Source organism: Aliiroseovarius conchicola (assembly GCF_041403445.1).
GTDB lineage: Bacteria > Pseudomonadota > Alphaproteobacteria > Rhodobacterales > Rhodobacteraceae > Aliiroseovarius > Aliiroseovarius conchicola.
In genome coordinates this window covers 21,529-34,146 of the sequence record NZ_JBGEHL010000001.1, presented here as the reverse complement: position 1 = coordinate 34,146, position 12,618 = coordinate 21,529, and the positions used below count along the sequence as shown (strand labels likewise).

The following is a 12,618-nucleotide window of genomic DNA, read 5'->3' as shown; positions in this document are numbered from 1 at the left end:
TCCCGTCCGGTGCACAACCGGGCGGGACATTTTTTTCTAAAGGCGCGTTCACATGCCTCTGACCAATGATCAAATCCTTCGTTTTCTGAATTCTGTTCACCCATATGATACATTGCCGAGCGCGGTGGCCGCGCAGCTTGCCGGTAAGATCGAGACACGTGACCTAACAAGCGGAGACGCGGTTTATAATCTGGGTGATGTGCTGGATGGCATCTACATCATCCACAGCGGCGACATCGAAGTGGTCGACGAAAACGGCGAGGTGGTCAGCCAACTGGGCTTGCGCAACTCGTTTGGCGAACGCGGTCTTATGAGGGAAGGTAAGGCCGTGACATCAGCGCGGGCGCTTTCCGACAGCACTTTGTTGATTCTGCCTGCCTCGAGCTTTGAAAAGCTACTCAAGGAATACTCATCAGTACGTCGTTTCTTCGACCGATCGCGAACAGATCGTCAGGCGCGCCAAAACAAACAGGACCTCGCAACAACACAGGTCGACACCTTTATGGCGACCAACCCTGTTACATGTCAGGCCGACACAAATGTGCAAGATGCGGCTATCTTGATGCGGGACAATCGTGTTTCGTCGCTTTGCGTCACTGAAGCGGGTCGCCTGACCGGGATTTTGACCACACGAGACATGTCCGGCAAGGTTGTGGCCGAAGCCCGCCCTATCGACACGCCAGTATCTGCGATCATGACACCAAACCCGATTACATTGGCACCATCAGCCATCGGATCAGACGTGCTTCATATCATGATGGAGCGCCGGATTGGTCATATACCAATCGAGGAAGGCGGGGCACTTGTTGGCATCGTGAGCCAAACTGACCTGACCCGTTTTCAGGCCGTAAGCTCAGCAGATTTGGTCCGCGAAATTGCCCGCGCTGACACGGCAGAAGACATGCGGGAGGTTACGGCACGCATCCCCCAACTTTTGGTGCAATTGGTCGCCGGTGGGCGACCGCATCAGGTTGTCACCCGTTTAATCACCGATATCGCAGATACCGCGACACGCCGATTGACGGCGCTGGCCGAACAAGCACTTGGACCAGCTCCGACCCCGTATTTGTGGCTGGCTTGTGGCAGTCAAGGACGGCAGGAACAAACCGGTGTTTCTGACCAAGACAATTGCTTGATCTTGCCTGATGACGTCTCCGAACAAGACCGCAGTGGCTACTTTGCCGATTTTGCCAAGTTTGTATGCGATGGGCTGAACACCTGCGGCTACGTCTATTGTCCCGGTGACATGATGGCGACAAACCCGCAATGGTGCCAACCGCTTTCGGTCTGGCGTGGGTATTTCAACAGCTGGGTGCAACGGCCTGTCCCCGAAGCGCAAATGTTGGCGTCGGTCATGTTTGACCTCAGACCCATAGCGGGTGACGTACAGTTGTTCGAAGGACTGCAAGCTGAAACGCTTTCCATGGCAGCCGACAACTCGATCTTTGTGGCGCATATGGTGACCAATTCGCTGAAACATACGCCGCCCTTGGGGCTGTTTCGCGGATTCGCGACCATTCGATCCGGAGAGCATAAAGATCAGCTTGATATGAAGCATAACGGTGTCGTCCCGGTGGTCGATCTGGGTCGGGTATATGCGCTGCGCGGGCAGCTGGGCATGGCCAACACCCGCACGCGGTTGGAGGCAGCAATTCACGCGGGTGGGCTAAGCCAATCCGGTGGGCGTGATCTCCTCGACGCATATGATCTGATTGCCGAGACGCGGCTAGAGCATCAGGTCGCCCGGGTGAAGGCGGGTTTGGCACCGGATAATTTCCTTACACCGTCAAACCTGTCCGAGTTTGAACGCAGCCACTTGCGGGACGCCTTTGTAGTGGTCAAAACCATGCAAAGCGCGATCGGCCATGGTCGCGGTATGCTAGGCTAAACCAGAAGACGCGAGACCGAAGGGAAAACGCATGTTTTACGAGATTATCGCCACACTGATCGCCGGTGTCGCTGGGGCAGGCATCGTGCTTTTGCTGAACAAGCTCAGCGGTGGTCGCCTGCCGAAATGGGCCATGCCAGTGGGTGCAGGATTGGCCATGATCGTGACGACGATGGCCAACGAATATGCATGGTATGGGCGCACGAAGGACACTTTGCCGGACGGGTTTCAGGTGATCCAGACCGTTGAAAATAAAGCGCTCTATCGCCCCTGGACCTATGTTGCGCCCTTCGTCGAACGGTTCATCGCCCTAGATGCACCCAGCTTGCGCACCCACAGCGCCAAGCCTGCGCTTCGCATGGTGGACACCTATGTGATGGGGCGATGGTCGGCACCGCAAAAGATGGTTGTTCTGACCGATTGCGAAGCGGGCCTGCGCGCTCCTCTGGTTGACGCCGTTTCATTTGCCGAGGATGGCACCGTTGCGGGCGTCGATTGGTTCGCGCCGGGCGAGGGCGATCCACTGATCGGGTCCATCTGCGAACTAGAGCGACCGTCATGACGCCTCTGACCAAACTCACGCTTCGTTTGCGAGTGTTTCTGTTCTTCGCCTTTCTGGCGGTGGCTGGCGTGGGCTTGGTTCTTGTTGCCCTGATGCTGGGGGCCGCCCGGTCAACACCAGACGACATTGGTGCCGGCTTTGTATTTGCCGGAGTTGTATCCGGGTTTGGCTTGCTTGCGCTTGCAGCAGGGGTCTGGTTCCTGTTTGACGAAAATGTCGCCCGCCCGATTGAACGGCTTGCTTCTGGCCTGCGGTCGCGGGCCCATGCGGGTACGGGAGGTGTTGATACGCAGGCGGCGCGGTATCTGGGGGATCTGGGTCCCGCGGCCGAGGCCGTGTCCGAGCAGCTGATGAAATCCACCATGGATCAGGCCGGTATCGTCGCGGCTGAAACAGCTCGTTTGTCTGCTGATAAAGAGCGTCTGACGGCGCTATTGTCTGAAATTCCAGTTGCAATGATCCTTGTTAATCCGGCCCATCAGATCGTGCTCTATGACACGCAGGCGGCTGGTGTTCTGGCGCAGGTCAGTCCGCCTCGGTTGAACTCTTCGATCTTCGACTATTTTCAAAAGGGCCCGTTCATGGCGGCCTATATGAAGATGATTTCGACGGGGTTTGAGCAGAGTTTTTCCGACTTGGCTGCGGCCAATGGGTTGGAGTTTGACGCTCGATTAAAGCCGCTTGGCCCCGGTGAGGGCTATCTGGTGATCATCGACGAGGCGCACTCAAACCTGACACCGGATCAAAGTCGACCTGTGGTATTCGATTTTGATCTGATGGAAGGGCAGGCGACAGATAATCTGATGGATATGCGCCTGAAGGATTTAACCTATGTGGTCTTCGACACCGAAACGACCGGACTTTTACCACATAAGGACGAGATTGTGCAGATCGGCGCTGTCCGCGTTGTCAATGAGCGGATCGTGCCGGGCGAAGAGATCAATCAACTTGTTGATCCGGGGATGCCGATCCCTCCGGCGTCGACCAAAGTGCACAAGGTCACAGACACGATGGTCGCCGGACAGCCAACGATCGAGGTTGCCGGGCGGCACCTTCATGATTTCTCTCGCGGGGCGGTGCTGGTTGCACATAACGCGCCGTTCGACATGGCCTTTCTGCGCCGCCATGCCGAGGTGTGTGGGGTCAGCTGGACCCATCCAATCCTTGATACTGTTTTACTGTCTGCAGTGTTGTTTGGCACGACTGAGGTGCACACACTGGATGCGCTTTGTGAACGGCTGGGCGTCGTAATCCCACCAAAACTCCGTCACACGGCGCTAGGCGATGCGCATGCCACGGCGGAAGTGCTATGCAAAATGCTGGCCATGCTGCATTCGCGCGGCGTGGAAACACTGGCCGAGGCGATTGCAGAAGCCAAGAAGCACCGCCGTCTGTTGGAAGACTTGAACTGAACCTAAACCCGAGGCGCGACGCTGATTTCGTTGATAACCTTGCGCGCAGCTTCGACCAGTTTGGGTTCGCAGGCTTTAAGGATTTCATTGCGATCAAACATATCAGGATTGCTGGACAGAACCGATCGCAGACCGCTTCCGAAGGCCATCCGCAGCTCGGTCCCGATATTGTATTTGCAAATCGCGGTGTCACGCGCCAATTGCGTGCGTTGGGTGGCGGGGACGCCAGAGCCGCCATGGATCACAAGTGGTACATCGCATAGCGCTTGAATGGCCGCGATGCGCGCGGTGTCCAATCCTGCGCTGGCCTCGGTCTGCAAATGCACGTTCCCGACCGATACGGCCATCGCGTCGATGCCAGTTTCTGCGGCAAATTGTGCGGCGTCTTCGGGAATTGTGCCTGTGGAACTTTCACCCTCTGCGTAACCGACAAAGCCGATCTCGCCTTCGCACGATACGCCAGAGGCGCGCGCCAAGGCTGCGATGATACCAGTTTGTGTGATGTTTTCTTCAAGCGATAGGCGTGATCCGTCAAACATTACCGAACTGAACCCGCAATCAATGGCCTCGCGGCATTCGTCCAGAGTATAGCCGTGATCCAGATGCGCCACGACAGGCACGGTCGCTTGTTCGGCGAGCGTTCGAAACATCGTACCCAAAATGGGCAAGGGCGTGTGCGCACGACATCCCGGCCCAGCTTGCAGAATAATCGGCGCGTTCTCCGCTTCTGCCGCGGCCACATAGGCGCGCATATCCTCCCACCCCAGCGTGACAACACCCGCAACGGCGTAGCCTTCCGCCAATGCTGGTCCCAACACGTCTTTTAAGGTGGCAAGGGTCATTTGAACTTCGCAACCATATCCTTGATGCCCGGGATCGTCTCGATCTGATAGGCATGGGTTTCCTGAAAAAACTGCACAAGCGAACGCTGGCTTAAACCACCCAGAATGGTGAAATAGTACATTTCGTAGCCAGGCAGAACGCAGCAGGGGTGATAGCCATTGTCGATGCATATCGTTGATCCGTCAACAATGTGATAGGCGTCGCCGGACGTGTTGTCCTCACGCTGGAGCATTTGCAGACCCGATCCCCAGTTGGGTTTGAACCGGAAATTATACGTCTCGTCATGGCGTGTTTCAGTCGGCAAGCGGTCAGTGTCGTGCTTGTGGCTGGGGAAACCGGACCAGCCGCCCGCGCCAACGGTGAACAGCTCGCTCACCAGCAATCGCCCCACTTTTCCGTGTTGCTTTTGCCCGAGGATATGTTTGATTTTACGGTGAGTTTTCGTGTCATCGGACCCGTACTGCACCAAGTCAATGTCCGCCGCACGCACGTCAAACGGGTCCAGAACTTTGTCGTATTTTGCACCTGCAACGAAAACTTCGGCGCTGTCAGACACACACACCATTTGGACTTTTGCGCCAACGGGAACATAGACACCTTCGGGTTCCCCGCCCCAAACATCTTCGACGCGATTGCCGAGTGCCGGGAATGCGACGCCCTCAACCTCGACGTCGACGCTGCCTGTTGCGGGGGCGATGCAGGTCTCATATCCGGGTATCTGATATTCAAACGCTTCGCCTCGCTTCAACTTCACAATGTTGAAATAGTTCAAGGGAACGGTTTCGTTATCCGCATCCACAATGGGCTTATTTTGGTTGTCAAAAGGGGCAATGTGCATCTGGTAGACCTTCAGCTGACCGGAACAAGGGTTGGTCCGGCGTGTTTTGCAATAAAATCGTCGATGTCACTTGCCGATGGCATGGCAGGCGCGCAGCCCACTCGGCTGACGACGATTGAGGCGCAGGCGGACCCGCGCAGAACGGATTTTTCGATGGGATGGCCGGCGGAAAGGGCGGCGATGAAGCCCCCCATGAAGCTGTCGCCCGCGCCTGTTGGTTTCAGGGCGTCGACCGGGTAAATTCCGGTTTGAAGTTCGCCATCTTTGGTGATTGTGATCGCGCCTTTTTCACCCATTTTATAGACGATGACGCGACCGGAACCTCGCGCCAAGGATCGTGCTTTTTCTAAACCCTTTTCTATCGCGCCTGCCATGAAGCCGAACTCGACATCATTGCCGATCACGATGTCGCACAGCTCTGCTGCGCGGGAATAGACTTGCTCAGCTTCATCAGCGGATGCCCAGCTATAAGGGCGGTAATCCACATCAAAGATCAGCGGTACGCCAGCGGATTTCGCACGTTCGATGGCGTGGAACGTAGCGTTGCGTGATGGCTCTGAGGCGAAGACAGTTCCGGTGGTGATCAGCGCGCTAAAGCCAGCAAAATCAACAAGATTGATGTCATCTGTCGTCATCTGAAAATCGGCGGCATGATTGCGGTAAATTACGGATTGAGTTTGTGCGCCACAGGTGTCGACGACCGACAACGAATTGCGCGCCTCACCACCAACTTTGCGAACATAGTCGCGTTCGATGCCATAGTGATCAAGCTGTGCAAGACAGAACTCGCCCACAGGATCATCAGATACGGATGTGACAAGCGAAACCTCGGCCCCTTGTTGGCGTAAGGCGACGGCTATGTTGGCGGAAGATCCCCCCAAATGTGCTTCGTAACGCGCGGCGCTTTGGATCGGGGTGCCCGGGGGATCAGCGTACAGGTCCATACCAGCGCGACCGATCACAAGGAAACGGTTGCGACGCAATGCGTTGGCCAAGGCTGTGTTCAGCTTCAAAGGTCATCCTCCGACGGGTCAAGAGACAGGTGCGAGGTTCCATTGTTTCGAACGGTTCAAACAACGCATTCCAAATCCGCTTGACGGTTTGTGAGAATCAAAGATACTTTCTTTGAAACCGGTTGCAAGCTTTTTCATCGGTGCACCAGGAGGATCATGTGACACATCCAACCAAAGAGATCGGGATTGGCATCCTGGGCGGTGGATATATGGGCAAAGCCCATGCCGTTGCCATGTCGTCGGTCGGGGCGGTGTTTAACACGGTGCTGCGCCCTCGGCTTGAAATGGTCTGCGCTTCTACGCCCGAAAGTGCGGCGCGCTATCAGACCGCCTATGGCTTCAGTCGGTCGACCGATAATTGGCGTACACTTGTTGAAGACCCCAAGGTTGAAGCTGTGGTCATAGCTTCGCCGCAGGAAACACATCGCGAGGTGGCCGAGGCTGCGTTTGCTTTGGGCAAACCCGTTTTCTGTGAAAAGCCGCTGGGGGCGTCGCTGGAAGACAGCGCCGCCATGGTCGACGCCGCAGAGGCGTCCGGCCTACCTAACATGGTCGGCTTTAATTACATCCGTACGCCCGCCAGCCAATACGCCCGCCAACTTATCGCGGATGGCGTTATCGGCGAAGTGACGTGGTTTCGCGGCGAACACACCGAGGATTTCTATGCGGACCCAAGCACGCCCGCGTCTTGGCGCACTTCAGGTGCGGCCAATGGCACGATGGGGGACCTGTCGCCCCATATGATCAACGCGGCATTGGCACTTTTGGGCCCAATTTCCCGCGTTATGGCCGAGGTTGAGACGGTTCATAAATCCCGCCCCGGAGGCGATGTCACCAATGATGACCACGGCCAAATGATGTGCCGGTTTGAAAATGGCGCGATGGGCCAGATGTATTTCAGCCGCATCGCGACCGGGCGAAAGATGGGTTACGCCTACGAAATCTCGGGCACCAAGGGGGCGATCCGCTTTGATCAGGAAGATCAGAATGCGTTGTGGCTCTATCGGATGGAAGGGGACGAGGCCACTCGGGGGTTCGTCAAAATCCTGACGGGGCCTGCGCACCCAGACTATGAACCGTTTTGTCAGGGGCCGGGACACGGTACTGGCTACCAAGATCAGATTATCATCGAAGCGCGTGACTTTCTGTCCGCGATCGAAACGAATACACCTATCTGGCCCACCTTTCGGGATGGGCACGAGGTTAATCGCGTGATTGCCGCCGCCATGGCATCAGATCGCGAAGAGAAATGGCAAGATATCAATCACTTCTGAGCATCGGAAAGGCTCTTAGATGACAATCAGAATTGGCAATGCGCCCTGTTCCTGGGGTGTGGAATTTGCGGATGATCCGCGCAATCCAAGCTGGAAATCGGTCCTGAAAGACTGTGCTGACGCAGGGTATAAGGGGATCGAGTTGGGACCGGTTGGCTTCATGCCTGAAGACCCTGCGATCCTTGCGGACGGTTTGGCTGAACATGATCTGGAACTGATCGGTGGCGTTGTGTTTCGCGCTTATCACGACCCGGATAAGTGGGACGATGTTCTGGATGGAACGCACCGCACCTGTAAGGCGCTGAAAGCCCACGGGGCGCAGCATTTGGTGCTGATCGACTCGATCTCGCCACGCCGTGCGCCGACCGCTGGGCGCGGTTCTGAAGCCGAGCAGATGGATAAGGCCGAGTGGACCGCTTATCGCGACCGCATCGCCGAGACAGCTCGGATCGGTTCGGAAGAATACGGCCTGACGGTCGGCATTCACGCCCATGCCGGAGGGTTTATGGATTTCGAACCAGAGCTTGAGCGGTTGCTGGACGAAGTTGACGAGAAAATCCTGAAAATCTGCTTTGATACTGGGCATCACTCGTATGCCGGTTTTGATCCGGTCGCGTTTATGAAACGGCATATCGACAGGATTTCCTATATGCATTTCAAAGATATCGACCCAAAGGTGAAGGCCGATGTGATTGCCAAACGCACCGGATTCTATGACGCCTGCGGGCAGGGCATATTCTGCAATTTGGGCGACGGAGACGTCGACTTCCCGGCCGTGCGTCAGGTGCTGTTAGATGCAGGTTTTGAAGGTTGGTGTACAGTTGAGCAAGATTGCGACCCCACCTTGGACCCCGATCCGGTAGGCGACGCACGCCTAAACCGTGAATACCTTGAATCCATTGGGTTTCAGTAAGGAGCTGCCGAAATGACGAAATTGAAATGGGGCATGATCGGTGGCGGCGAAGGCAGCCAAATCGGTCCTGCACACCGCTTGGGCGCACTTGCGGATGGGCGGTTTGAATTCACCGCGGGGGCGCTGGATCACCGCGCAGATGTGGGGCGCGAATACGCTCAGCGTTTGGGGATTGCGGCTGATCGCGCCTATGGCGATTGGCAAGAAATGTTGGCGGGTGAGAAGGGTCGCGATGACGGGATCGATCTGGTGACAGTCGCGACGCCAAACGCCACACATTTCGAGATTACCAAGGCCTTCCTTGAGGCTGGGTTCAACGTGCTGTGCGAGAAGCCGATGACGATGACCGTCGAGGAAGGCGAAGAAATCGTCAAAGTCGTGGAAAAGTCGGGTAAAATCTGCGCTGTAAATTACTGCTATTCAGCCTATCCCATGGTGCGCCAAGCCCGTGCAATGGTGCGAAATGGAGAGATTGGCAATGTCCGCCTAGTCGTCACGAACTTTAGTCACGGTCATCACGGCGACGCCACGGATGCCGATAATCCGCGTGTGCGCTGGCGTTATGATCCGGCGATGGCTGGTGTCTCTGGCCAGTTCGCAGATTGCGGAATACATGCGCTCCATATGGCGAGCTTCATTGCGGACGACGAAGTCGAGAGCCTGTCTGCCGATTTTGCGTCCACCATCCCAAGTCGCGAGCTGGAAGATGACGCTATGGTCAATTTCCGCATGACGGGTGGTACGGTCGGGCGGCTTTGGACCTCGTCGGTGGCCATTGGTCGCCAGCATGGGTTCGACATTCAGGTGTTTGGCGAAACCGGTGGGCTGCGCTGGGCATCAGAACAACCGAACCAGCTGATCTATACGCCGGTTGGGGGTCGCACCCAGATCATCGAGAAGGGCGAGGGTGGATTGCACGAAGACGCACAGCGCCTGTCGCGCGTGGCCATTGCCCACCCCGAAGGGTTCCCTTTGGCGGTTGCGAACATCTATTGCGATCTGGCAGATGCCATCGCCGGAGAGGTCCGCGACGGATTGCCAAATGCAGCTGATGGCGTGCGTTCCATGGCGGCAGTCCACACTGCTGTTGAGTCTGCGAAGGGTGGCGGCCGCTGGATGGACGCGCGTCCGTCTATCTTTCGCTAAGTATAAAACCGGCAGGCTGCGCGTCCACGCAGCTTGCCGCTTTCGTTACGTTGTGAGCGGACGCAATGTACCGCGTTCCACCACATGACAGGGAAACAACCGTGCCTCGGGTGGGCGATCCACGGCCAACCGATCCCCACGTTGCCGCATCACTTTGGTTACCAGACGCACCGTGGCATCAATTATTTCCTCCAGCGGTTGGTGAATCGTTGTCAGGTTGATGTTGTTCCACGCCGCGATTTCCATGTTGTTGACGCCTAGAAGCCCGATATCGGTAGGGCAGTTCAAACCGGCATCCTGAATGGCACTGAGTGCGCCAATTGCAATGACGTCATCGCCGCAAAAAAACGCCTCGGGCCGGTCGTCTTGTGCCAGAATGTCCTGCATCGCGGCGCGGCCAGCTTGGAATGTGTATGCTTCGGCAAAGCTCACATCGACCGTCATTTTGCCGATCCGTTTGATCCTGTCGCGAAACCCTTTCCAACGATCCTCGGTTGTTGATGCATGTTCGGGACCACCCAGAAATCCAACATGGGTATAGCTGCGTTCGGACAAGGTCATAGCTGCCGCCCGGCCTGCCTCTACATTGTCGATTCCGACGATATGGACGTTTGGATTGCCGGTGTGGCGCGCAAATGTGTGAACAACCGGGATGCCAGCCTTGCGAAATGCATATGCGAAATCAGCGGGCAGGGTGGAGGATGCAATAACCACCCCATCGACCGAATATTGTTGCATCATATGGATCGTGTCTTTGGCGCCGGCGCCCTCTGGCAGATTGACCAGAAGGGGTTTCAATCCACGTTCTTGAAGCTTTTGTGTAAACAGATCAAAGACCTGCATAAACATTGGGTTATGGAAGTTGTTCGAGACCAGACCCACCATGCCAGTGGTGCCGGTGGTCAGGCTAGAGGCAAGCGCATTGGGGCGGTAGCCAAGCTGTTCTGCCGCTTCCAACACCTTCTCGCGCATCTTGCCCGAAACCGAAGCGCCCTCTGTAAAAGTACGGGACACGGCGGATCGCGATACACCCGCGCGCAGAGCCACATCTTTAAGCGTCACAACCATCCAAAACCCCTTTCAGAGGATGTTTTAGAGGGTTCGTGACACGGGAGCACGTGAAAAATTACAACCGGAAGCGAGGTGTTGTATCCGGGCCTAGCGGCTTTCATTCGCCCCCATCTTGCGTTCCAACCAACGCACCCCGGCTGAGATGATGAGCACCAGCACCAGATATTCCAAAATGAGGAGCGTGTAGATCTCAAGCGGGCGGTATTCGGTGACAACCAGCTCGTTCGCGCGACGGGTCAGTTCTTCCATTCCGATGACCGACGCAAACGCTGACATCTTCACGATATAGATAAATTGGTTGGCCAGTGGCGGCAGAATGCGTCGGATGGCTTGCGGCAGGATCACGTATCGCATCGCTTGCGCCCGGCTAAGCCCGACTGTCTGTGATGCTTCTGACTGGCCGCGGGGAACAGCTTGAATGCCCGAACGGAAAATCTCGGCGGTGAAGGCGCTGTCAGATATGGCAAGCGTGATGACGGCCCCCCAGAACGGATCGATTGAGATGTTCATGCCCATAGAGCGAAGGACCACCGGCAAGCCGTAAAACACCCAAAACAGCATAGGAAGCAGGGGAATCGCGCGGATGAACTCCACATAAATGCGATTGGGCAGACGCAACCACCGGCTTTCTGAGAAAGCAGGAAGGGCAACGACCAACCCGATCACAATTGATGCAACAGCGGCCAACACCGATATCTGAATGGTGGACGAAAAGCCCCTGAACAGGAATTTCACATTGGTCCAGCCCGTGTTGGTTGATGGGTCGATGACATACCATCCCCACGTACCCGGAGGAGCCGAGCAGGCGGTCAAGGCAAAGAGCGGGAGGAGCGCGAAGGCCAGCCGTGTCTTGGTCATCATCATCCCCTCAATGCTTCAAAATTTTGTCAAGGAACTGGGCGAACCGGTCGGATTTCGGCGCGTCAAACACTGCATCTGGCGTTCCGATTTCCACCATTTCGCCGGCATCCATGAAGGCAATCCGGTCCGCTACACGGCGGGCAAATCCCATTTCGTGAGTAACGCAGATCATCGTCATGCCGTCGCGCGCCAAATCTTCCATTACGTCTAGCACCTCAGCAATCATCTCTGGGTCGAGCGCCGATGTCGGCTCGTCAAATAGCATCAGTTTGGGTTCCATGCACAACGACCGCGCGATCGCGACCCGTTGCTGCTGCCCGCCTGACAGTTGACCGGGACGTTTGTCGGCTTGCTCTGGAATGCGCACCCGCTCCAAATATGACATGGCGCGCTCCTTGGCTTCTGCGCGCGATATGCCAGAGGCCCGGACCGGCCCCAATGTCAGATTGTCCATGACACTAAGATGCGGGAACAGGTTAAACTGTTGGAATACCATACCGATGTCGCCGCGCCCTTGGGCGTTGACGGCTTTGTCATAAAGGCTAATGTCACCCTTCTGGTGGGTCTCCAACCCAGCCAAAAGGCGCACGACTGTCGACTTGCCAGATCCCGACGGACCACAGATCACCAGCTTCTCGCCCTGATCGACATTCAGCGAAATGTCCTTGAGGACCTGAAAGTCTCCGTACCATTTGCTGACGCCATCCATAATGATCGCGTGTTCACTTTGCGCCATACCTGTGCCCGCCTCTTGCGTCCTGTTCGCCACTTGTTCTTTAGCCCGCGATCTGTTCAAC

General features: G+C 56.4%; 12 protein-coding genes. 6 read left to right on the top strand and 6 right to left on the bottom strand.

Annotation, left to right across the window (positions count from 1 at the left end; genetic code table 11):
* The first annotated feature begins 52 nt into the window (after positions 1 to 52).
* The 3 genes from V6N04_RS00150 to V6N04_RS00140 are packed head-to-tail and all read left to right on the top strand — an operon-like array spanning position 53 to position 3,862.
* Positions 53 to 1,888, top strand: a complete 1,836-nt coding sequence (locus tag V6N04_RS00150; protein ID WP_371168084.1) for a DUF294 nucleotidyltransferase-like domain-containing protein — start codon at positions 53 to 55, stop codon at positions 1,886 to 1,888.
* Between the two features lie 31 nt (positions 1,889 to 1,919).
* Positions 1,920 to 2,450: a hypothetical protein gene (locus tag V6N04_RS00145; RefSeq protein WP_371168083.1), complete on the top strand. Its 531-nt coding sequence runs from the start codon at positions 1,920 to 1,922 to the stop codon at positions 2,448 to 2,450.
* On the top strand, positions 2,447 to 3,862 hold the full coding sequence (locus V6N04_RS00140) for a 3'-5' exonuclease (RefSeq protein WP_371168082.1): 1,416 nt from the start codon (positions 2,447 to 2,449) through the stop codon (positions 3,860 to 3,862). The genes V6N04_RS00145 and V6N04_RS00140 overlap by 4 nt, the downstream gene beginning before the upstream one ends.
* A gap of 2 nt (positions 3,863 to 3,864) precedes the next feature.
* On the opposite strand, the gene V6N04_RS00135 is transcribed toward V6N04_RS00140, so the two are convergent.
* From V6N04_RS00135 to iolC, 3 genes are read right to left on the bottom strand one after another with little or no spacing between them, the layout of a single operon-like run.
* Entirely contained in the window at positions 3,865 to 4,704 is an 840-nt protein-coding gene (locus tag V6N04_RS00135; RefSeq protein WP_371168081.1) for a class II fructose-bisphosphate aldolase, read from the bottom strand.
* Positions 4,701 to 5,543, bottom strand: coding sequence for a 5-deoxy-glucuronate isomerase (locus V6N04_RS00130; RefSeq protein ID WP_371168080.1), 843 nt, complete (start codon positions 5,541 to 5,543; stop codon positions 4,701 to 4,703). The genes V6N04_RS00135 and V6N04_RS00130 overlap by 4 nt, the downstream gene beginning before the upstream one ends.
* Positions 5,544 to 5,554: 11 nt before the next feature.
* Positions 5,555 to 6,487, bottom strand: a complete 933-nt coding sequence (gene iolC, locus V6N04_RS00125) for a 5-dehydro-2-deoxygluconokinase (protein WP_371168615.1) — start codon at positions 6,485 to 6,487, stop codon at positions 5,555 to 5,557.
* Between the two features lie 227 nt (positions 6,488 to 6,714).
* Between iolC and V6N04_RS00120 the strand changes: the two genes are divergently transcribed.
* The 3 genes from V6N04_RS00120 to V6N04_RS00110 are packed head-to-tail and all read left to right on the top strand — an operon-like array spanning position 6,715 to position 9,889.
* The gene (locus V6N04_RS00120) at positions 6,715 to 7,830 is read left to right on the top strand and encodes a Gfo/Idh/MocA family protein (protein WP_371168079.1); all 1,116 of its coding nucleotides are present in this window, start codon (positions 6,715 to 6,717) and stop codon (positions 7,828 to 7,830) included.
* A gap of 19 nt (positions 7,831 to 7,849) precedes the next feature.
* A complete protein-coding gene (locus tag V6N04_RS00115; protein WP_371168078.1) occupies positions 7,850 to 8,743 on the top strand; it encodes a TIM barrel protein in 894 nt (297 codons plus the stop codon).
* Positions 8,744 to 8,755: 12 nt separating this feature from the next.
* Complete coding sequence (locus tag V6N04_RS00110; protein WP_371168077.1) at positions 8,756 to 9,889, top strand: Gfo/Idh/MocA family protein; 1,134 nt, start codon at positions 8,756 to 8,758, stop codon at positions 9,887 to 9,889.
* Between the two features lie 45 nt (positions 9,890 to 9,934).
* On the opposite strand, the gene V6N04_RS00105 is transcribed toward V6N04_RS00110, so the two are convergent.
* The 3 genes from V6N04_RS00105 to V6N04_RS00095 form a co-directional block, all read right to left on the bottom strand.
* Positions 9,935 to 10,957 (bottom strand): LacI family DNA-binding transcriptional regulator, encoded by a 1,023-nt coding sequence (locus V6N04_RS00105; RefSeq protein ID WP_371168076.1) that lies wholly within the window; start codon positions 10,955 to 10,957, stop codon positions 9,935 to 9,937.
* Positions 10,958 to 11,047: 90 nt separating this feature from the next.
* Positions 11,048 to 11,821, bottom strand: a complete 774-nt coding sequence (locus V6N04_RS00100) for an amino acid ABC transporter permease (protein ID WP_371168075.1) — start codon at positions 11,819 to 11,821, stop codon at positions 11,048 to 11,050.
* Between the two features lie 7 nt (positions 11,822 to 11,828).
* Complete coding sequence (locus V6N04_RS00095) at positions 11,829 to 12,557, bottom strand: amino acid ABC transporter ATP-binding protein (protein WP_371168074.1); 729 nt, start codon at positions 12,555 to 12,557, stop codon at positions 11,829 to 11,831.
* Between the last annotated feature and the right edge of the window lie 61 nt (positions 12,558 to 12,618).